At 70.6% G+C, this 21,346-nt stretch carries 19 protein-coding genes and 1 pseudogene; 5 read left to right on the plus strand and 15 right to left on the minus strand.

Annotated features, from left to right (window positions below; genetic code table 11):
* Positions 1-59: 59 nt before the first annotated feature.
* The 4 genes from FS770_RS09710 (at position 60) to fmdA (ending at position 4,845) form a co-directional block, all read left to right on the plus strand.
* On the plus strand, positions 60-1,379 hold the full coding sequence (locus FS770_RS09710) for a YjiH family protein (protein WP_145011435.1): 1,320 nt from the start codon (positions 60-62) through the stop codon (positions 1,377-1,379).
* A 67-nt stretch (positions 1,380-1,446) separates the two neighbouring features.
* Entirely contained in the window at positions 1,447-3,009 is a 1,563-nt protein-coding gene (gene hutH, locus FS770_RS09715) for a histidine ammonia-lyase (protein ID WP_145011439.1), read from the plus strand.
* A 227-nt stretch (positions 3,010-3,236) separates the two neighbouring features.
* Positions 3,237-3,530, plus strand: coding sequence for an FmdB family zinc ribbon protein (locus FS770_RS09720; protein ID WP_145011442.1), 294 nt, complete (start codon positions 3,237-3,239; stop codon positions 3,528-3,530).
* 58 nt (positions 3,531-3,588) lie between these two features.
* Positions 3,589-4,845, plus strand: a complete 1,257-nt coding sequence (gene fmdA, locus FS770_RS09725; RefSeq protein WP_145011445.1) for a formamidase — start codon at positions 3,589-3,591, stop codon at positions 4,843-4,845.
* A 124-nt stretch (positions 4,846-4,969) separates the two neighbouring features.
* Here fmdA and FS770_RS09730 read toward each other — a convergent pair whose 3' ends face one another.
* The 4 genes from FS770_RS09730 to FS770_RS09745 form a co-directional block, all read right to left on the minus strand.
* Positions 4,970-5,848 (minus strand): alpha/beta fold hydrolase, encoded by an 879-nt coding sequence (locus FS770_RS09730; protein ID WP_145011448.1) that lies wholly within the window; start codon positions 5,846-5,848, stop codon positions 4,970-4,972.
* Positions 5,849-6,006: 158 nt separating this feature from the next.
* Positions 6,007-6,570, minus strand: coding sequence for a DUF3349 domain-containing protein (locus tag FS770_RS09735; RefSeq protein WP_145011452.1), 564 nt, complete (start codon positions 6,568-6,570; stop codon positions 6,007-6,009).
* Positions 6,567-6,827: a hypothetical protein gene (locus tag FS770_RS09740; protein ID WP_226905803.1), complete on the minus strand. Its 261-nt coding sequence runs from the start codon at positions 6,825-6,827 to the stop codon at positions 6,567-6,569. Before FS770_RS09740 ends, FS770_RS09735 begins: the two co-directional genes overlap by 4 nt.
* Positions 6,828-6,838: 11 nt before the next feature.
* Positions 6,839-8,062: an inorganic phosphate transporter gene (locus tag FS770_RS09745; protein WP_145011455.1), complete on the minus strand. Its 1,224-nt coding sequence runs from the start codon at positions 8,060-8,062 to the stop codon at positions 6,839-6,841.
* A gap of 138 nt (positions 8,063-8,200) precedes the next feature.
* On the opposite strand from FS770_RS09745, the gene FS770_RS09750 reads away from it, so the two are divergent.
* Entirely contained in the window at positions 8,201-9,766 is a 1,566-nt protein-coding gene (locus tag FS770_RS09750) for an MFS transporter (RefSeq protein ID WP_145011458.1), read from the plus strand.
* 179 nt (positions 9,767-9,945) lie between these two features.
* Here the strand turns inward: FS770_RS09750 and FS770_RS14125 are convergent, their stop codons facing one another.
* The 11 genes and pseudogenes from FS770_RS14125 to FS770_RS09800 form a co-directional block, all read right to left on the minus strand.
* On the minus strand, positions 9,946-10,179 hold the full coding sequence (locus FS770_RS14125; RefSeq protein ID WP_226905974.1) for a sulfurtransferase TusA family protein: 234 nt from the start codon (positions 10,177-10,179) through the stop codon (positions 9,946-9,948).
* Positions 10,180-10,494: 315 nt separating this feature from the next.
* Positions 10,495-11,400 (minus strand): annotated as a pseudogene (locus tag FS770_RS14130) (YeeE/YedE family protein); the annotation flags it as partial.
* Between the two features lie 347 nt (positions 11,401-11,747).
* Positions 11,748-12,230, minus strand: coding sequence for a hypothetical protein (locus FS770_RS09760; RefSeq protein WP_144943047.1), 483 nt, complete (start codon positions 12,228-12,230; stop codon positions 11,748-11,750).
* Positions 12,227-13,216, minus strand: coding sequence for a Rossmann-fold NAD(P)-binding domain-containing protein (locus FS770_RS09765; protein WP_144943048.1), 990 nt, complete (start codon positions 13,214-13,216; stop codon positions 12,227-12,229). The genes FS770_RS09760 and FS770_RS09765 overlap by 4 nt, the downstream gene beginning before the upstream one ends.
* A 144-nt stretch (positions 13,217-13,360) precedes the next feature.
* Positions 13,361-15,691, minus strand: coding sequence for a bifunctional anthranilate synthase component I family protein/class IV aminotransferase (locus tag FS770_RS09770; RefSeq protein WP_244944862.1), 2,331 nt, complete (start codon positions 15,689-15,691; stop codon positions 13,361-13,363).
* Positions 15,692-15,849: 158 nt separating this feature from the next.
* Complete coding sequence (locus tag FS770_RS09775) at positions 15,850-16,062, minus strand: hypervirulence associated TUDOR domain-containing protein (protein ID WP_144943050.1); 213 nt, start codon at positions 16,060-16,062, stop codon at positions 15,850-15,852.
* Positions 16,063-16,092: 30 nt separating this feature from the next.
* Positions 16,093-17,112: an NADP-dependent oxidoreductase gene (locus FS770_RS09780; protein WP_012399383.1), complete on the minus strand. Its 1,020-nt coding sequence runs from the start codon at positions 17,110-17,112 to the stop codon at positions 16,093-16,095.
* Between the two features lie 165 nt (positions 17,113-17,277).
* Entirely contained in the window at positions 17,278-17,400 is a 123-nt protein-coding gene (gene ykgO, locus FS770_RS09785) for a type B 50S ribosomal protein L36 (RefSeq protein ID WP_019310359.1), read from the minus strand.
* A gap of 25 nt (positions 17,401-17,425) precedes the next feature.
* On the minus strand, positions 17,426-19,015 hold the full coding sequence (locus FS770_RS09790) for a sensor histidine kinase (RefSeq protein WP_145011467.1): 1,590 nt from the start codon (positions 19,013-19,015) through the stop codon (positions 17,426-17,428).
* A complete protein-coding gene (locus FS770_RS09795) occupies positions 19,012-19,776 on the minus strand; it encodes a glycosyltransferase family 2 protein (RefSeq protein ID WP_244944863.1) in 765 nt (254 codons plus the stop codon). Before FS770_RS09795 ends, FS770_RS09790 begins: the two co-directional genes overlap by 4 nt.
* A gap of 99 nt (positions 19,777-19,875) precedes the next feature.
* Positions 19,876-21,263 (minus strand): IS3 family transposase gene (locus tag FS770_RS09800; RefSeq protein ID WP_370518181.1). Its coding sequence is split into 2 segments (ribosomal slippage): positions 19,876-20,915 and positions 20,915-21,263, totalling 1,389 coding nucleotides; the frame shifts between segments, so codons are not numbered across the junction.
* Positions 21,264-21,346: the final 83 nt, after the last annotated feature.

The following is a 21,346-nucleotide window of genomic DNA, read 5'->3' on the forward strand; positions in this document are numbered from 1 at the left end:
CTGCCGCACCACGCGGCACACGACCACCACCCGCGATCCACCCATCACGAGGACGTGACATGAGCACACTCCAGGAACCCGCGCGCACCCGCCGCGCCGACGTGCTGCGCTTCGTGCTCTACAGCGCCATCGGCATTTTCATGTTCTTCGTGCCCGTCACCATCGGCGGCAAGAGCACCATTCCGCTGGATCACATTGTCACGTGGCTCCGGGAGAATGTGGGCGCCGCCGTGCCCTATTACGCGCTGGCGGTGATTCTCGCCGGGACGGTGTTCCCGTTCGTCACGGGCTCCTGGCGGGCCTCCCCTGTGAAGATGGTGTTCGCACTCCTGAACATCCTGGGTCTGGTGGTCGGCTGCGCCCTGGTCTTCGGTGTGGGCCCGGACTGGCTCATGGCCAAGGACATGGGCCCGTTCCTCTTCAACTCCCTGGTGATCCCGGTGGGTCTGATCGTGCCCATCGGCTCCGTGTTCCTGGCCCTGCTGATCGGGTACGGGCTCATGGAGTTCATCGGGGTGTTCCTGCAGCCGGTCATGCGCCCGGTGTGGCGCACCCCGGGCCGCTCGGCCATCGACGCAGTGGCGTCCTTCGTGGGCAGCTACTCCCTGGCACTCCTGCTCACCGACCGCGTCTACCGGGAGGGCCGCTACACGGCGCGGGAAGCCGCCATCATCGCCACGGGCTTCTCCACCGTGTCCGCGAGCTTCATGGTGATCGTGGCCAAGGCCCTGGACCTCATGGACCACTGGCTGCTCTACTTCTGGCTGGCCCTGGTGGTCACCTTCCTGGTCACCGCCATCACCGTGCGGATTCCTCCGCTGAGTCGCATTCCGGACGACCCGTACCCCGGCGTGGAGCACCAGCCGGAGAAGCTGGTCACCGGGCGGCGGTTTCACCACGCATGGGCCGAGGCACGCGAGGCCCTGCACACCGCCCCCAGCCTGGGCCGCAACGTGTGGGACAACCTGCGGGACGGTCTGAAAATGGCCATGTCCATCCTCCCGTCGATCCTCTCGATCGGTCTGATCGGACTGGTGCTGGCCCGCTACACTCCGATCTTCGACTGGCTGGGGTACCTCTTCGTGCCGTTCGCATGGATCGTGGGCCTGCCGGAGCCCCTGCTTGCGGGTAAGGCCTCGGCAACGGGCATCGCGGAGATGTTCCTCCCCGCAACCCTCGTGGCCGGGCAGGAGTCGCTCGTCCTGCGCCTGGTGATCGCGATCGTGTGCGTCTCGGCGATCATCTTCTTCTCCGCCCTCGTGCCCTCCATCCTGGCCACCAGGATCCCGGTCTCCATCCGATCGCTGGTGGTCATCTGGTTCGAGCGCGTGGCCCTCACCATTCTCATCGCCACTCCCCTCGTGAAGCTGCTCACCTAGCGCGCGGCACCCGGACTGCCCTGACACACTTCGCCCGAACCACTCCCGACCGGAAGGACCCTTCCCCATGACTCTCTTCGACACCGACCTCCCCACCACCGTGCAGCTGGGATCCTCCGGCGTCACGGTGGGTGACGTGATCGCCGTCGCCCGCCACGACGCCGGCGTGGAGCTGACCGGGGAAGCCCGCGAGCACGTCGCGACGGTGCGGCGCCACATCGACGAGCTGGCGGCGTCGGACGTGCCCGCGTACGGCATCTCCACCGGCTTCGGGGCGCTGGCCAACAAGCACATCCCGCTGGAGAAGCGCACGCGGCTGCAGAAGTCCCTGGTGCGCTCCCACGCCGCGGGCACCGGGCCCACCGTGGATCGCGAAGTGGTGCGGGCGCTCATGTTCCTGCGCGCCAAGACCCTGGCGTCCGGACACACGGGCATCCGGGTGGAGACCCTGGAGACGATGCTCGCCGTGCTCAACGCGGGCATCACCCCGGTGGTGCACGAGTTCGGATCCCTTGGCTGCTCGGGGGATCTAGCCCCGCTCGCGCACTGCGCGCTCGTGCTCATGGGCGAGGGCCGCGCCGTCGGACCGGACGGCACCGAGCGCCCCGTGCCCGAGCTGCTCGCCGAGGCCGGGATCGAGCCCGTGATCCTCGCCGAGAAGGAGGGCCTGGCGCTGATCAACGGCACCGACGGCATGCTGGGCCAGCTCATCATGGCGCTGGCGGACCTGCAGAACCTGCTCACCGCCGCGGACATCACCGCCGCGTTCTCGGTGGAGGGTCTGCTGGGTACGGACCGCGTGTTCGTCCCCGAGCTGCACGAGCCGCTGCGCCCCCACCCGAGCCAGAAGTATGCCGCGGCGAACATGCTCAAGGTGCTGGAGGGCTCCGGCATCGTGGCCTCCCACCGCGTGGGTGACAATCGCGTGCAGGACGCCTACTCGCTGCGCTGCGCCCCCCAGGTGGCGGGCGGCAGCCGGGACACCGCGGCGTACGCCCTGAACGTCGCGCAGCAGGAGCTCGCCGCGGCCGTGGACAACCCCGTGGTGCTGGACGACGGCACCGTGAGCTCCAACGGCAACTTCCACGGCGCCCCCGTGGCCTACGTGCTGGACTTCATGGCCATCCCCATCGCGGACCTGGCCTCCATGTCCGAGCGCCGCACGGACCGCATGCTGGACCCGGCCCGCTCCCACGGCCTGCCCCCATTCCTCGCGGAGGACCCGGGCACGGACTCTGGGCTGATGATCGCCCAGTACACCCAGGCCGGGCTGGTCTCGGACATGAAGCGCCTCGCGGTGCCGGCCTCGGTGGACTCGATCCCCAGCTCGGCCATGCAGGAGGACCACGTGTCCATGGGCTGGCACGCCGCCCGCAAGCTGCGTCAGGCCGTGCTGAACCTGCGCCGCGTGCTCGCCATCGAGCTGCTCACCTCCACCCGCGCAATCGCCCTGCGCGCTCCCCTGGAACCGGGCGCGGCGGCGTCGGCGGTCATTGCGGACCTGGACGGCCGCGTGGGCGCACCCGGTGAGGACCGTTTCATGGCGCCGGAGATCGAGGCCGCCGAGGAGTACGTGGCCTCGGGGCGCCTGGTGCGCACGGTCGAGTCCGCGGTGGGTCCGCTGAACTGACCGGCACGCGCGGGGGTGGGGCACGACGTCGCCCGCGCGTCTCCCCGCGCGCGGCGGGTACGCGCGGTGCGGAACGCCGCGTTTGCGGAGAGGCTCTGCCGCTGGATATTGCGTTGTCGGGGGCAGGACCTCTCCCTGCACGTCCGGCCTCCCGCAGGGCAGCCCCCGGCCCTGTCCCCTCTTCAGACCGGGTTGTATTGTGGCTTACACGCGTGAAGGGAGCATCCATGCCCGTCTACGAGTTCCGGTGCGAGGCCTGCGGGCCGTTCGACGCCCACCACGCCATGGCGCAGGTGCCGCGCTCCCAGGACTGTCCCGCGTGCGGCGCGGACGCACGGCGCGTGTTCTCCGCTGTGGGCCTGTCCCGCGCGAACTCTCCCCGGGCACGCGTGATTGACGACGCCGCCCGCACGGCTGACGCGCCAGACGTCGTACGATCCCTGCCCCGCCAGCTCGGCGCCCCCGGCGCGGCCCCGGCCGTGACCCGGGACCCCCGGCACGCGAAGCTGCCGCGGCCGTAGCTTCCCCGCACTGCCGCGCGGGAACCGCCCGCGGGGCTCTCCAGAAAGGTCACGGACCATGCCAGAAGTGATTTTCCCGCTGGACTCGACCAAGCCCTTCACCGAGCAGAAGCTGGCCGGCCACAACCGCTGGCACCCGGACATCCCGCCCGTGGCCACGCTCAAACGTGGCGAGAGCTACCGCATCGACTGCCGCGAGTGGTTCGACGGCGCCATCAAGAACGACGACTCCGCGGACGACATCAGGGACGCACCCCTGAACCGGGTGCACGCACTGTCCGGGCCGTTCCGAATCGAGGGCGCGGAGCCCGGTGACCTGCTGATCGTGGACATCCTGGACGTGGGTCCCATTCCGCAGGAGGAGGGGCCGCTGGCCGGGCAGGGCTGGGGCTACACCGGGATCTTCGCGCAGAAGAACGGCGGCAGCTTCCTGGTGGACCAGTTCCCGGACGCCTACAAGGCCGTGTGGGACTTCCGCGGCGGCGAGTGCACGTCCCGGCACATCCCCGGCGTGAAGTTCACGGGCATGGTCCACCCCGGTCTCATGGGCACCGCGCCGTCCTCCGAGCTGCTGAAAACGTGGAACAAGCGCGAGGGCGATCTGATCGCCACCGATCCGCAGCGCGTGCCCCCGCTGGCTCTGCCACCCGAACCCGACGCCGCGATCCTGGGTTCGCTGACCGGTACCGACTTCGACCGCGTGGCCGGCGAGGGCGCCCGCACGGCTCCCCCGCGCGAGAACGGCGGCAACCAGGACATCAAGAACTTCACCAAGGGCTCACGAGTGTTCTACCCGGTGTACGTGTCCGGGGCGAACCTCTCCATGGGGGACCTGCACTTCTCCCAGGGGGACGGTGAGATCACGTTCTGCGGCGGCATCGAGATGGGCGGGTTCATCGACATCCACGTGGACGTAATCAAGGGCGGCATGGACACCTACGGCGTGAGCGAGAACGCCATCTTCATGCCCGGGCGCAACGGTCCCGTCTACTCGGAGTGGCTGGCGTTCTCGGGCACGTCCGTAACGCTCGACGGCGAGCAGCGCTACCTGGACTCGCACCTGTCCTACCAGCGCGCGATCCTGCACGCGATCGACTACCTCGCCAAGTTCGGCTGGTCCAAGGAGCAGGCGTACCTGCTGCTGGGCGCCGCGCCCATCGAGGGCCGCTTCTCCGGGGTGGTGGACATCCCCAACTCGTGCGCCACGGTGTACCTGCCCACGGAGATCTTCGACGTGGACATCCGCCCCTCCGCCAGCGGCCCCACGCAGGTGGACCCGGGAATGGGCGCGCCGCGGGCGATGAACCCGGGCTGATCCCGCCACGGCCCCGCGCGGACGACGCCGCTGGGTCGCCTCGCGCAGGTGGGCGCACTTCCGTCGCGGGAACCACGGTTGCCCGCCGGTGGGAGTGCGCACGCATGTCTAACGGGAGACCCCCTCAGTTTCGTGCAGCGGCCGCCAGGTGCTCCTGGATCTCCGCCAGCACCTCGTCCGGGCGCTCCTCCACCATGAAGTGCCCGGTGGGAACCGCCCGGCCGGTGATGCGCGGCAACCACGGCCGCCACGCCTCCAGCGGATCCGTCTGGGCACCCACCACGCCGTTGCTGCCCCAGAGCAGCAGGGCGGGGAGGTCGCGGGAGGTGCCGCGGTCGGCGTCGTCGTGCTCCCGATCCACCCCGGCGGCTGCGGCGTAGTCCGCGCACCACGCGGCCACGACGGACGGGTTCCGGGCGGCGGCCTCGTAGGCGACGAGCGCCTCGGGGTCGAACGTGTCCAGGGAACCGGGAGTGCCACTGAGTCCCCCGAGGGCCGCGTGCAGGAACGTGAGGGGCTCGGCGCTGATGAGCCCCTGCGGCATGGGTGCTGGCTGGGCCAGGAACAGCCAGTGGTAGTACCGGATGGCCAGCCAGTCGTCCATGAGCTCCCACACGGTGGGGGTGGGGAGGATGTCCAGCAGCGCCACGGAGCGCACGGCGTCCGGGGCGTCCAGAGTCATGCGGTGGGCGGTGCGGGCGCCGCGGTCGTGGGCCACCACGTGGAAGGACTCGTGGCCCAGGTGGCGCATCACGGCCACCATGTCCGCGGCCATGGCCCGGAAGCTGAAGTCCTCACTGTCCGCGGTGGATTCTCCGTAGCCGCGCAGGTCCGCGACGACCATGCGGTGGTCCCGCGCGAGGGCCGGACCCAGGCGGTGCCACATGGCGTGGGTCTGCGGGAAGCCGTGCAGCAGCAGGAGCGGCTCGCCCCGCCCGGCGGTCCGCACGTGGATGGTGGCCCCGGGGACCGGGATGCGGTGGGTCTCGAAGTTCTCGAACATGGGGCCATTGTGCGCTTCCCAGGTGGGAGACCATCCATGTAGCCGGGCCCGCGCCACCAGGCCCGTCAATACGTTCGAGGCGGGATGCCACACGGCTGCGGTCGGAGCAGCACCGCGAGACGGCCGACGACGTCCCGTGGGCCTGGGTTGTCGGAGCCCTACTCCCCCTCGAACGGCCAGCCGTGGGCCTCGAGCATCGCGCGGATGCGTTCGAGCTCCTCGGGCTTGGGCTCGTCCTCGGTGGCGCGCTGGATGGCGGCGCGGGCGTCCGCCTCGGAGGGCGCCACCCCCTGCTCACGGGCGTCGTGGGCGAGCTGGTCCGCGATCGCGGCCATGTCCTCGTCGTTGAGCTGCGGGCGCAGCACGGCGAGCACGGGCAGGTAGTCCTGCGCGGGTACCCCGTTGGGGTAGTCTGCGCGCAGCCAGTTCATCACCCGGGCCACGTAGCCCGGCTGCCGGGGTGGCTCGTCCTGGCTCGCGCCCACCAGGGGCCACCCGGCGCGCGCGAGCTCCGCGGCGACGTCGCCCAGCTGTTCCGCGGAGGCCGCGGCGGGCCCCAGAAGGTCTCCCGCCTGGATGCCCAGGGTCTCGAGCAGCCGCTCGGTGCGGTGAGGGCCTACCGTGCGGGCCAGCAGCTCCGCGAGCGCCACGTGCTGCTCCGAGGGAACACCGTGGGGGTAGGCGGCGCGAATGTGGTCGAGTGCCGCATCGAAGGTCATCATCCGAACACCGAGATCCCTAGGTAGTGGTCCAAGCTCTTGCGGGTGATCCACAGGACCCCGATCACCACGGCAGCGAGCACGATCGCAAAGCAGAGTACCGCCCCGGCGAGCGCCAGCGGTTTGCGGCGGGCAACGCCGTCCGGGCCGGGCTCGGGGGTGGCCCGGCTCCACAGGGTGATGCCCACCGTGAACAGCGCGGGCAGTCCCGCCCCGAAGCACAGCCCGGCGAGCAGCACGGCGAGGACAGATCGGGCCATCTCGACAATCATCAGCGGGCCACCTCCTGGGCGTCGGCGCGGTCGGAGTCGGCGGGGACCACGGAGTGCGTGTCCTCGTCCCAGTCCGCGTTCACGTTGTGGCGGTCCACCTTCTGGTGCCGGGACCGCGCGAAGATCACGGCGGAGGCCACCACCAGCAGCAGGAAGATCACCACGGCGCCGGACAGCCCGCCCACGGCCCGAGCGATGATGAAGCACACCGCACCCACCACGGCCGCGGCGGGCAGGGTGAGCAGCCACCCCACGACCATGCGCCCGGCCACACCCCACCGCACGCGCGCGCCGGGCTTGCCCACGCCCGAGCCCAGGATGGAACCGGTGGCCACGTGCGTGGTGGACAGCGCCATGCCGAAGTGGCTGGAGGTCAGGATGATGGCCGCCGAGGATGCCTCGGCCGCCATCCCCTGCGGCGGTTCGATCTCCACAAGGCCCTTGCCGAGCGTGCGGATCACGCGCCATCCGCCCAGGTACGTGCCCAGGGCGATGGCCACCGCGCAGCTCACGATGATCCACACCGGCAGCCCGCTGCTCTCGATTCCCTGGACGCTGAGGCTGCCGTGGGCGATCAGCGCCAGGGCGATCACGCCCATGGTCTTCTGCGCGTCACCGGTGCCGTGGGCCAGGGACACCAGCGACGCCGTTCCCACCTGTCCCCAGCGGAACCCCCGGTCCCGGTGCGCCTGGGACGCCGCGCGGCCGATGAGGTAGACCAGGGCGGTGCCCACGGCGGCCACGCACCCGGCGATGAACGGCGCCAGCGCGGCCGGGACGAGGATCTTCTGGACCACACCGGCCCAGTTCACGCCGGCCACGCCCAGGGAGGCGAGCCCGGCCCCGATCAGCCCGCCGAACAGCGCGTGGGAGGAGCTGGAGGGCAGCCCGAACAGCCACGTGGCAAGGTTCCAGAGGATGCCCCCGATCAGCCCGGAGAAGATGAGGGTCAGGGCAATGGTGGGGTCCAGCCCGGAAACGAGTCCGCCGTCCTTGGTCTGGATGAGCAGCACGTCCTTGGTGACCGTGGTGGCCACTTCCACCGACAGGAACGCGCCCACCAGGTTCAGCACCGCGGACAGGGCCACCGCGGTACGGGGCTTGAGCGCCCCGGTGGCGATGGAGGTGGCCATCGCGTTGCCGGTGTCGTGGAATCCGTTGGTGAAGTCGAAGGCCAGAGCGGTCACGACCACCAGGCCCAGGATCACCAGTTCAGCTGTCATGGTCCCAGGATGACGGCCCCTGGCGCCGCACACCAAACCCGCCCCCAGGACGGCCCAGAGGAGCATGCGACGGGCAACCAGTTCATGCACACGAACAGGAGCGTTGGGCGCGTCTGAACCCGGGGGCATACTCTCCCCATGACCTCTGGCTCCCACCACGGACCGGGCTCCGGCGAGACCTGGCACGAACGCTCCCCGGCCACGGGAACCGGCGAGCTGCCCATCCTCAGCCCGCGCCCGGATCCCCAGACCCACCGGGGCTACGCCCACGGCACGGATCCGCGGCGGTGGCGGATCCTGGCCGTGCTGCTCGTGGCCATCTTCATGTCCCTGGTGGCCGTGAGCATCATCAACGTGGGGCTGCCCTCCATCCAGGAGGGGCTGGGCGCCTCCGAGTCCCAGCTGCAGTGGATCCTCTCCGGCTACGCACTGACCTTCGGGGTGGTCCTGGTGGCGGGTGGCCGCGCCGGGGACGTGTTCGGGCGCGGGTTCCTGTGGATGCTCGGGGTGGCCATCTTCACGCTGTCCTCGATCGCCGCGGGCCTGGCAGCGGATCCCACCATGCTGATCGTGGCGCGCTTCGTGCAGGGGGTGGGCTCCGGGCTGCTCAACCCTCAGGGCGTGGCCATGATCCAGCAGTACTTCAAGGGAGCGGAGCGCGGGAAGGCGTTCGGCATGCTGGGCAGCGCCGTGGGTGTCTCCGTGGCCATCGGCCCGGTCCTGGGAGGTCTGCTGATCCAGACGGGCGGCGCGGCCGAGGGGTGGCGGTGGCTGTTCGTGGTGAACGTCCCCGTGGGCGTCGTCGCGCTTGTGCTCGCGTTCCTGTGGTTCCCCCGCCCGCTGCTGCGCGGGCCCGAGGGCACCACCATCCGCCACGCCCTGCGGGAGATGGACCCCACGGGTGCGGTGCTCCTGGGCATCGCGCTGCTCGCCACCCTGCTCCCGTTCATCGAGATCGGCTCCCCCGGCACGAGCCCGTGGGTGTGGGCCCTACTCGCGGTCGCCGCCATGTTCCTGGCCCTGTGGATCGCGTGGGAGAAGCACTTCAAGGCCTCTGGGCACCAGCCCATGGTGGACCTGAACATCTTCAAGGTCAGCAGTTTCCTCAACGGCACCCTGCTGATCTCGCTGTACTTCCTGGGCATCACGAGCGTGTGGGTGCTTGTCACCCTCTACATGCAGAAGGGGCTCGGCCACACCGCGCTGGCCGCCGGTTGCGTGGGCCTGCTCAATGCCCTCGCGAGCGCGGTGGCCTCCAACCTTGCCGGCAGCCGCGTGAACCGGATGGGCCGCAAGATCGTGGTGCTCGGCATGCTCAGCGTGGTCGTGGGCCTGCTGCTGAGCATGGCGGTGATCCTGCTGCACGACTCCTGGCACATCAGTGAGTGGTGGCTCGTGCTCACCCTGGGCTTCGTGGGTTTCGGCCAGGGCGCCGTGGTGAGCCCCAACCAGACACTCACGCTCGCGGAGGTGCCGCTCGAGTACGCGGGCAGCGCCGGTGGTGTGATGCAGACCGGCCAGCGCGTGGGCACCGCCGTGGGCATCGCCATGATCACCGCGGTGGCGTACGGAGTGATTGCCGACCAGGGCTGGTCCGTGGGCATCGCGGCGGGACTGGGCGTTGTGGTGCTCGTGGTGCTCGTCGCCCTGGCCGTGGCCCTGCGGGACATGCGCCACCGCGCCCGGCAGGACTCCCGCGCCTGAGTCACGGCGCGCACACCACGACGACGCCGGAGCGCTCACCCCCCCGGGGGGGGCCGCGCTCCGCACTCTCCCGGTGGTACGACGATGCCGCCGCGCCCTCCCAGCCCCGGCCCCCGGCAGACGGGGATGTGAGGCGCGGAGGTGGCGCGGCGGCGTCGTGAACCGGGATGCCTGCCGGGTCAGCCCTTCTTCAGGGTGATCTGCCAGCTGGCGTCGCCCTTCTCCACGAAGTCGGTGACCTCGTGGCCGTCCGTGGCCGCCCACTGCGGAATGGCCTCGGTGGCCTGGGTGCAGTCGAAGTCGATCACCAGGTGGTCGCCGGTCTGCAGGGTCTGCATGACGTCCTTGGCCTCGATCAGCGGGAACGGGCACACGGCACCGAGCGAGTCCAGGGCGTAGTAGCCGTCGCCCAGGTCCGTGAGCTTCTTCGACGGTGCACCTGCCGGGTCCTTGACCATGAGCGCGGTGGGTGCCGCGGCGAAGCCCGAGAACACGTTCGCACCCGAGGTGCGGGGAGCGCCCGCGGTGGGGGCGGCGTCGATCGAGTTGTCGTCCGGTGCGGTGGCGTCCACCGTGTGGTCCAGGCTCTGGGCGGTGGAGTAGGTGCCGTCTTCGCCGGTGGCGGGCTGCGTGACGGTGGGCTTGAGCCAGATCTTCGTGGCCGCCCCCACGCCCAGGGCGATGAACAGCAGCGCGATCCAGCCCTGGAAGGTGAACAGGCTGGTCTGGACCATGCCGTTGCCCACTGTGCAGCCACCGGCCAGGGCCGCGCCCACACCCATGAGCAGGCCGCCCGCGATGGAGCGCACCGTGGTGGTGGCGTCCGGGACGCGCACGCGGAACTCACCCGTGGACTTGGCGGCGATGAACGAGCCCACCAGGATGCCGAGCACGAGCATCACGCCCCAGTCCAGCTTCCCGTCCGCTCCGGTGACCAGGAAGTTCAGCAGGTTGGCGGTGGGAGTGGTGATGCCCAACCCGTCATTGCGGCCGGTCGCGGCGGACAGCGGCCACGCGATGACGCCGATCAGACCCACGAGCGCGCCGGCGGTGTAGACGTGCAGGGGCTTCTTCCATGCGGGACGGCCGTTCAGCCGTGCGGGCTTCACAGTGTTCTTCTCGCGGTTGAGGAAGTGGCGCACCATCACACCGGTGACCGCGGCCAGGACGATCACGAACAGCCACGGGGAGACGCCCAGGGCACTGGGGATGGTGGTGAGCCCGGTGTCCCACTGCTTCATACCGGAGTTGAAGCCCTTGAGCACGCCGGTCTTCATGGCGGACGCGGACAGCGCGTACATGGCCAGCGCAATCCAGGAGCCCACGAGGCCCTCGCCGGAGCGGTACCACGTGCCGGAGGCGCAGCCACCGGCCAGGATGATGCCCACCCCGAACATGAACCCGCCCACGACCACGGCCAACGGCATGAACGAGGGGTAGTCGGGGGAGATCACCCCGAGGGTGGTGAGCGCAGCGAGCCCCACGGCGTGCACCGTGATCACCACGAGCAGAGCCGTGAACGTGCGCCACGAGCGCTGCAGGAAGATGTCCCGCAGCATGCCCGTCACGCAGAAGCGCCCGCGCTGCATCACGATGCCGAGCACGGCACCCAGGACGAGTCCGGAAAGGATCATGAGTGTGTACCTGGTTCCTGTGCGCCCGGGAGAGCGCACGTGTCGGAAATGGTTGACGAGGGAAGGACCACTACTGAACTACGCTCGAGCGCCGAGGTCCAGGGAGGTGTCACACGGCGCAACAGTGGGCCCAAGTTTGCTGCCCGAGTCGATGTTCCAGACTGAGGTATGCAGTCCACCCCCGCACCACCCCCGAGCAGGCTCCCGGCGACCACAACGGCGTCGTGATCCCCACGGACACGCATTTTGGGATCAGATGCACCGGCGGGTCCACCGCGCCCGCGTGGTCCGGGGCGTTTGCCAACAACTGTGCCACCCAGCTGATCGGGGGCGATGACTCAAGCCGATCACCCGGAGCAAAACTGAGGTTTTGTCGGCCATGATGAGAGGCCCCTGCTCAACACCGCCTTGAGCGCCTCCCCCACCCGCCCCACCGACATCGGCACCTGCCCGAACACCGCTCTGGGGATCGGGCAGCGGCACAGCTCCGCCGTGCGGGACTCGTCCCAGTCCACGTAGACGTACCAGCCGCCCTCGTTGTCGCCTCGGACCTCCGCGGGGTCGGCCTCCACACCGTCCACCTCGAACGCCGTCCGCCGCACCCTCCCCACCGCGCACAGCTCCTGCCGCTTGGACAGGTACGCCCAGATCACGTCCCCCGACTTCATGGTGCGGAAGCCCGTGCGCAGGCACCAGCGGTCGATGGGCTGCGAGCGCCCGATGGCCTCCCACACCTCGGTCGCGTCCTCACGGGTGCGCCAGTCCGCGGGCATGTGCTCCGCGTGCGATGCGGGGTTGATGGGCAGGAACCAGTGGACGTCCTCGCTCATCCTCGCCCCACCCACGAGTCCGCGGAGCCGTCCGCCAGCAGCGCGTCGTACCCCTCCCGGTACGTGGGGTACCGCCACTCCTCGCGGGGCACCAGGGCGTGCACCAGCTCCCCGTCCACGATCTTCCCGAGCGGCCCCTCCCCCGGCCCGGAGTCGTCCGGGGGCACGGGCACGCCCAGCCGGTGCGCGAGGTGCGCGGCCACGTCACCCAGCAGGGCGGCGTCGTGGTCCACGGCGTGCAGCAGCCGCGGGAGGCGGGAAGCAGCCGACGACGCCGCCGCGCCGCCTCCCCCCGTGACCGTCCCGTTCTGCGGGACGTCCGTTCGCTCACTCTCTGCAGCACCGCCCCCACCGGTGGTCAACGCCCGCTCGCCCGCCACGGTGCCCCGCTCCAGCAGGGTGGCCAGAACCGTCACGAGGTCGTCCCGGTGGATCCGGTTGGTCACCCGCCGGTGGGCCAGGGGCGCGCCGCGGCGCACCCGGTCGACCATGGACGTGCGCCCCGGGCCGTAGATCCCCGCGGGCCGCACGATCACGAGGTCCGGGAACAGCTGCCCGGCCAGCTCCTCCGCCGCGAGCAGCACGTGGGCGGTGGGCCGCTGCGGATCGGGCGGGGTGGCCTCGGTGACACGTTCGCCGTCGCCGCCGCCCAGCACACCCGTGGAGGACACCAGGACCACGAGTGGCTCTTGCTCCCCGAGTGCGCGCCGCAGCCCTCGCAGGCCGCCCAGGTAGGTGTGCTCGTAGCCGGCGACGTCGTGGCCGTCCGACGTGAGGGTGACCACCACCGCGTCGACCGCGGGAAGCTTCGTGCCCGCGGGGTCGGTGAGGTCCAGCGAGAGGCCGGTGAGCGGTGCGGGTAGCCGGTCCGCGTGGCGGCGCACACCCGTGGCCGCCCACCCCCGCTCCACCAGTCGCAGGCCCAGCGCGGTTCCCACGTCCCCGCAACCGGCCAGCAGAACGGTTCGCGTCGCGTTTTCAGTCATGCCCTCAGCCTGTCACGCGCACACCGCGTCGCAACCCCGCCGCCCGTTCCCCGGCCGCTCAGCACGACGACGCCGCCCGCCCCCGTTCCGCGCCACCCGCCCTCGTCCAGGGGGCCGGGCGCCAACTTCCGGCACTGCTGCGCGCTACGCGGTCGAACCGGCCAGGAGCTCCTGCACCGCACGCGTCATCGGCCCCGGGGCCCACGAGCCCACACCCGCGATACGACCCACGGGCCGGGCGCCGCGCAGAGCGTTGGTCACGAACACCTCCGAGGCCTCAACGCAGTCCTGCACGGTGAACGGCCGCTCCCGCACCTCGACCCCCGCGGTGCGCAGCGCCGAGAGAACCCGGGCGCGCATCACCCCGGGCAGGATCCGGCCGTCCACGGGCGGGGTGGTGACCACGCCGTCGCGCACCACGAACACGTTGGCCCGCCCGGTCTCCAGCACCGTGCCGTCCTCGTCTACCAGCAGCGGATCGCACACCGGGGACCACGGCCCGGGCACGGCGTCCAGGGCGCAGCGGTCCGCCCACTTGTGGCACCCCCACCCGCCGGGCACCACCACCGGGCGCAGCACCCACGGCTCCACGGGAGGGGCCGCGCCGGGAGGGTTCAGCGGCGCGTGGGGCATCTCGGTGCAGAGACCGCCCGCGTCCGGGACCGCCGTGACCCGCAACCGGTGCGGGCCGTCCAATCCGGCGGCACGCTGGATGATCTGCTCCGCGAGCGCCCCCGGCAGCTCACGGGAGAAGCACTCATGGACGCTGCTCCCGAGTCGCGCCAGGTGCTCCGCCAGCTGCTCGGGGCGGCCCTCACGCACGAGCATCGTGGTGAAGATCCCCAGGGAGGGGTCGGGGGTCGAGCGGATCACGGGCGCGCCCCGCAGGATGGCCGCGCACCCCGCAGGCTCGCGTTCTTTCGTGGCGGACCGCCCGACGAGCGACGTCGCAGAAACCGGTCCCCACCCGTCACCGCCGGGCGCCGCCCCGGCACGAGCGGACGGGCCCGGCGAGGCGGTCGGACCCGTCACGCTGCCGCTTCCCTCAGCCGCCTCGTCGCGGGCTCCGCCGTCCTGGGAGGCATCGACCACGCACCCCGGGGTCTCCACCTCCGCGGACTCCGCGTGCTCCCGCCACTCCCGGGACAGCCCCGCCCCGAACCGGGCGCCCACCGCATCCAGCAGCGGAGCGGCCTTCACGAGCGTCTCGAACGCCTCCCCGTCTGGGTCCGAGTCCGCGACGATCCCGCCGCCCACACCCAGGCGCACGGCCCCGCCGGAGAACTCGAAGGTCCGGATGGCCACGTTCATCGCGAGCCCCGCCACCGGGCTCACGCACCCCACGGCGCCGGTGTAGACGCCCCGGGCCGTGGTCTCCAGCGCGTTGATGATCTCGGTGGCCCTGATCTTCGGCGCCCCCGTGCACGAGCCGGGCGGGAACGTGGAACGCAGCAGGGCGGCGTCGTCGAGCCCGGGGCGCAGCGTGCCGTGGACGTCCGCGACCAGGTGGTGCACGCCCGTGTGCGGCTCCACACGCGGCACGGCGGGGCTCAGGACGGAACCGGGGACGCACGCGCGGGAGAGGTCGTTGCGCATGAGGTCCACGATCATCACGTTCTCCGCGCGGTTCTTGGCGGAGGAGTGCAGCGCGCGGGGGTCCGAGTCCGCGGGCGCGGTGCCCTTGATCGGGGAGGTCAGCACGTCGCGGCCGGTGCGGCGCAGGTAGAGCTCGGGCGAGAAGCTGGCCACCGCGCCGCCCGGCACGCGCAAAAACCCGGCGAAACGCGGCCGCAGCCACTCGTACCCGGCGCAGAACAGGTCCAGTGGGTCACCGTCGAATGCCGCCGTGAGCTCGCGGCAGATGTTCGCCTGGAAGATGTCCCCGTCCCGGATGTGCTCCAGCGCGCGCCGCACGGCCTTCGCGTGGGCCTCGCCGGTCACGGCGGCTTCGAACGGCCCGCACCGGTACGGGCGCGGGGCGCACACCCCGGACGACGACGCCGGGCCGGACCCGAGCGCCCGCCCCACCGCCGCGATCGTCTCGGCCACCCGGGCAGGGTCTGCTCCGGGAAGGGACTCGCAGAACCAGCGGTCCGCGGCGGCGTCGTGCACCAGGACGTGGTCATAGTGCGCGAGGTGGTGCTCCGGCAGGCCGCCCGAGCGCGGAGGGGCGGGCGGAAGCGACTCGAGGCGACGCGAGAGCTGGTAGCCGAGGTAGCCGATCCACCCGCCGCCGAACCGCGCGGGACCAGCGTCATTGCTTCCCGCAAGAGCGCGGACCGGAGCGTCGTCGGTCGCGGAGCCCAGCGCGGCGAACGGGTCCTCGTCCGCACCCACCACGCGCGTGGGCCGGACGCCGATCACCGCGTCCCCGTGCGCCCAGTCGCCGAGCAGCGCCGCGAGCCCGGGCTCGTCGCGCAGCGCGCGCAGCATCTGCACGGGACTCACGCGGTGCGGCAGGGCGGTGCGGGGCACGGGTTCCTCTCGAGGGCGGGGCTGGTCGAGCCCATGATACGAACCCACCGCCCCGCGCGGGTGCGCGGAGCGGCGGGTTCGACGAGGCAGGGGCGGGTGGCAGCGGCGTCGCCGTCCCGGGGGGGGAGGCACCCGCGGGGCACGACGACGCCGCGCGCTCAGTCCTCGGGCGCGGCCTCCAGGGCAGAGGCGTGGTGCGCGGCCCGCGAGCCGGTCTTCTCCGACTCGACCTCGTGCACCGGATCGTCGTCCGTGGCCTTGAACGTCTGACCCTTGAACTCGAACTCGTCCGTGTGCGTGGACCGGACCGTCCCCCGGGTGGGCCCCTGCGGGGTGTTCCACTGGACGCGGTCGCCCGTGCTGAACGCCATGGTGTGCCTCTCCTCAGTGGTGCGCGGTGATCAGATCTTCACGACCATCTTGCCGGTGTTCGCGCCCTTCATCATGTCGATGAAGGCGTCCACGGCGTGGTCCAGGCCCTCCACCACGGTCTCGTCGTAGGCGATCTTCCCGGAGGTGAACCACTCGGTCATCCGGGAGGTGTACTCCTCGGTGACGTCCCAGTGGTCACCCATGGTGAAGCCTTCGAGCATGAGCGAGTTCTTGATGATGTTGCCCATGTTGTCCGGACCGCAGGGGCGCTCGGTGGAGTTGTACTGGCTGATCGCGCCGCACACCGCCACCCGGCCGTGCCGGTTCAGCACGTCGAGGGCCGCCTCGAGGTGGTCGCCGCCCACGTTGTCGTAGTAGACGTCCACGCCGTCCTCGCCCACGGCCTTCGCGAGCTGCTCACGGATGGGGGCGTCCTTGTAGTTGAGCACCGCGTCGAAGCCGTACTTCTCGGTCAGCAGCTTGGCCTTCTCGTCCGAACCGGCGGAGCCGATCACGTACGAGGCGCCCAGCTGCTTGGCGATCTGACCGGCCGCGGAGCCCACGGCACCGGCAGCACCGGAGACGAACACGCGGTCGCCCTCCTTCAGCCCGGCAATGCGGGTGAGTCCGGTGTAGGCGGTCATGCCCGTCATCCCCAGGATGCCCAGGTACACGGACAGCGGGGTGTCCGGGAGCTCCTGGATGGCGGTGAACTCGTCCGCGGAGCCCTGTGCGAGGTCCCGCCAACCGTACTGGTGCAGCACGGGGGTGCCCTCAGGCAGCTTCTCGGAGCGGGACTCGACCACGCGGCCCACGGCGCCGCCGGTCATGGTCTCGTTCAGCGCGAACGGCGGCACGTAGCTCTTCTCGTCCCGCATACGGCCGCGCATGTAGGGGTCCACGGAGATGAACTCGTTGCGCACGCGCACCTGGCCGTCCTGCAGCTCGGGCAGCTCCACGGTCTCGGTGCGGAAGTTCTCGGGCTCGGGCCACCCCTCCGGGCGGGAGACGAGCTGGATCTGTGTGCTGATGGAATCGTTGGTAGCCATGTATGCATCGTGGCACGCCCGGACGCTTGCCGCAGCAAGGATTCGCGCCCAGCGGACGTTGCCCCCGGTTGCTCGTCACATGGGGCAGCCCAGGAGTAATTTACGCGCCCCACGGTGATTGCCGACGCCGCACGGACCGGCTCCCGGGGGCACCCCGCGCGCGGCTCAGCCCTGACGAGCCTTCATGCGCGGGTTCTTCTTGTTGATCACGTAGGTCTTGCCCCGGCGGCGGACCACCTGCGAGCCGGGGATCTGCTTGAGGGAGCGGAGCGAGTTGCGGACCTTCACGGACCCTCCTTTTTGCGAATAATTCTCATTCAGGAGAATAGCACGGCGGGTCGGCATCCACGGCCCGCTGCACCGGTTCGCCCTGCTGGGTCGCCAGGGGGAGATCCAGCGTGACGGTGGTGCCTTCCCCCTCCACCGACTCCAGGGCCACGGACCCCCCGTGCTGCTCCACGATGGTGCGCATGATCACGAGCCCCAGTCCCGTTCCGGGCACCTGCTGGGCCGTGGCGTTGGAGGCCCGGGTGAAGCTCGTGAAGAGGGACCCCACCTCTTTCTCGGGAATGCCCATCCCGGTGTCCGTGCACGTCAGGCGGACTCCCGTGCCACCGGAGGTGCGTTCCAGCGTCAGCGTGACCGCGCCGTGGGGCGGGGTGAACTTGATGGCGTTGCCCACCACGTTGGTGACGGCCCGCTCCAGACGGTCCCGGTCCCCGGACACGGGCCACGAACCGTCCGTGTCCACGTGGACGGTCACCTCGCCCGCCGCGGCCTGGGGAACGAGATTGGTGACCACCCCGGACACGCACTCTGCGAGGTCCATCACACGGTGGCGCGCCGAGCGGTTCTCCTGGTCCTGGTCCAGCTTGTTGATCAGCAGCAGGTCCTCGATCAGCAGCCGCAGCCGTTCCGTGTTGCGCCGCACCACTTCCAGCACGCGGGCCTGTTCCGGGCCGACACTGCCGAAGTCCCCGTCCTGGAGCATCTCCACATAGCCGCTGATGGACGTGAGCGGGGTTCGCAGCTCGTGGTTGGTGGTGGAGACGAACACGGATTTCTGGCGGTTGAGCTCCGTGAGCTGCTCCAAGGTGCGCTCCCGCTGCTCCGCCACGTCCCGGGCCTCGCGGGTGAAGGCGTTGAAGGACGCGGCGAGGCCCACCACTTCACGAGCGCCGTGGGAGGTTTCCGCGACGGCGTCGTGATCGCCCGCGCGCTGCCTCGCCACCGTGCACTGCAGCGCGAGCAGCGGCGCCCCGAGGGCGCGGTCCGCGCGGCCCAGGGCGAGGAACGCCACCGCGATCGACAGCATCGCGGCAGTCACCACGGCGGCCGCGGCCAGGGTCATGGACCGGTTCAGATCCGCTCTGCGCTGCTCCCGCAGGCGGGAGGCGTCCGCCCGGACGTCCTCCAGTGTGCCGAGGGCCCGGTCCATGGCGGATGTCGTAGTGGGCAGGTCCAGAGATCTCCGCGGGGTGTCCCTCCCTGGTTCCCGGGTGAGGCCTAGCCACGTGTCCACGGACTCGTTCAAGGACCGCAGCTGCGGCAGCCGTCCGGCCGCCACCTCACCCAGGACGTCCTGGGCTGCAGTGAGGTCCGCAGTGGCCTCAGCGTACTCCCGCGCGAAAGCCTGGTCTCCGCTGACCGAGTAGCCCCGCGCGGCCGTCTGGGCGCGCAGCAGCGTGGCCTCCACCTGGTGCGTGGCATCCATCAGGGGTGTGATGGTGGTGCGCGTGGCAGCCACGTTCTGCTGCACCGTGTGCAGTCCCCACAGTGCGGTGGCGCCGGTGAAGAGCAGTGCGAGGCACAACAGGGCGAGCACCTGCAGGAGGATGGCGCGCACCCCGCGGTGGCGGACACCGTCCCGCACGCGGGTTACTGCCGGGAAGCGGGCGCTCATTCGTTCACCTCCGTGAAACCCGAACGGGTCATGGTGCCCCACTTCTGCTCACGCCGGGTCAGGGCGGCGAACCAGCCCTCCATGCGCCACCACGCCGTGAGTTGGCGGTAGCCCACATTCTCGAGCACCGTGGCCACGAGGGTGACCCCCAGGTCCCGCCAGCGCGGGTACTTGTGGTAGCTCAGCTCCTCCACGGTCACGGCGGCAAGCGTCACGATGATCGCGTACGCATAGGCCACGAGCATGAATAACAGGAAGTACTGCCAGGACACGAGTCCCAGCGCGAAGCCCAGGGCGATCAACACCAGTCCGGCGAGTTCCAACAGCGGGGCAATCAGCTCGAAGAGCCAGTAGTACGGCACCGCCACGAGTCCCAGGCGGCCGTAGCGGGGGTTAAACAGCATGCCCCGGTAGGCCCACAGGGTCTCCCACAGACCGCGGTGCCAGCGGGAGCGCTGTCGGCGCAGCACGGGCAGGGTGCTGGGGACCTCCGTCCAGCAGATGGGCTCCGTGAGAAAGGTGACGCGGTAGGACCGGCGCTGCCTGCGGAAGGTCCGGTGCAGACGCATCACCAGTTCGAAGTCCTCACCGATGCTCGAGGCGTCCAGGCCTCCCACCGCCACGAGGGCATCCCGGCGGAAGACACCGAACGCGCCGCTGATCAGCAGCAGCGCGTTGATCCGGGACCAGCCTGCGCGTCCCAGGTGGAAGGCTCGCAGGTACTCCATCACCTGGATGTCCGCGAGCGGCGTGCCCGGCATGCGCACCTCCAGGACACGGCCGCCCTTCACGCGGCACCCGTTGACTGCGCGGATCACTCCCCCGGCGGAATTTTTCAAGGTGTTTGAGGCCAGTGGGTGTCAGGCGGCTACCGGTTCGGCGGCGGTTGGTTGGTTGATCCAGGCGTGGGTGGGTAGCGCGAGGATTTTCGGGTCAGCGGTGGTGGAGAAGCGCTCGGGGTGAGTAGCGCGGGCCGCGGCCAGGGCCGCTGAGCGCTGCTGACTCACGGTCGCGGCGTGGCCGTAGTGGACGTCGGCGGGGGTGTGCAGCCCGATCCCGGTGTGACGGTGTCCGTGGTTGTAGGTCTCGACGAAACCGGCCATGAACGCGCGGGCGTCGGCCAGAGACCCGAAGCGGTCCGGGAAGACCGGGGCGTACTTCAAGGTCTTGAACCACGCCTCGGAATACGGGTTGTCATTGCTCACGCTGGGTCTGGAGTGGGAACGGGTGACGCCGAGGTCGGCCAGCAGCGCGGCCACAGGTTTGGAGGTCATCGAGGTGCCGCGGTCGGCGTGCACCACGGTGGGCACACCGTGAACCCCGAAGATCTCCTTCATCATCTCCTCGGCCAGAGGCCCGGACTCTCGGGCGTGGACGTGGGCGCCGACGATGTAGCGGGAGTAGACGTCGAGCATCACGTAGGCGTCGTAGTAGACGCCCTTGGCCGGGCCGGGCAACTTGGTGATGTCCCAGGTGTAGACCTGACCGGATCCGTCGGCCATCAGCTCAGGGATCGCTCGGGCCGGGTGACGGGCCTGGCGCCGGCGTTCCTTCACCTGCGCGGCGGCTGCGAGGATGCGGTACATGGTGGCGATCGAGCACAGGTACACCCCGCGCTCCAGCAGCGTGGCGTAGACCTGGGCCGGGGGCTGGTCGACGAATTCGTCACTGTTGAGCACCTCCAGCACCCGTTCCCGCTCAACGCGACTGAGCCGGTTGGCCGGCTCCACCGCGGTCCGAGGTCCCGGTGCTGTCCGGGCCCGCCGGCGGGTGGCGGTGGCCCGCGACACCCCGGTCAGTCCCGCTGCGTCCCGGGTGGTCACGCCTGCGGCGGTGAGCTCGGTGTAGGCGCCCATCAGCGCTTCTTGCGCGGCTGCTCGGTGTCCGCGCTCTCGGAAATCTGCTCCAAGAGCGCGTGTGCTTTTCCCATGATGTCCAGGGCGGTCTCGGTGGTGGCCAGCTTCTGCTGGGAGGCGGCCAGCTGGCGGCGCAACCGGGCGATTTCGGCCTGCTCCGCACTCGGCCGGCCAACGGCTTCATCGGCCGCCTTGCCTTCGAGCACGCCAGCATCGCGCATCCGGCGCCATTCGCTGATCAGCGAGGAGTACAGGCCCTCCCGGCGAAGGTAGGCCCCACCCTGCTGCTCCTGGCAGGCCTGTTCGTAGGCGGCCAGATGCGCCAGCTTCTGCTCCGGGGTGAAGCTCCGGCGCCGAGCCGGGCCACCAGCACGAGGGTGAGCGTCACTCATCTGTCCATCATCGGCGATCGCGGACAACGGCGGGGCGAACGTGGAACTACTCATGGTGATCGATCCTGAATCTCGCCCTGCGT

Origin of the sequence: Kocuria salsicia (assembly GCF_007681555.1) — a bacterium.
GTDB lineage: Bacteria > Actinomycetota > Actinomycetes > Actinomycetales > Micrococcaceae > Kocuria > Kocuria salsicia.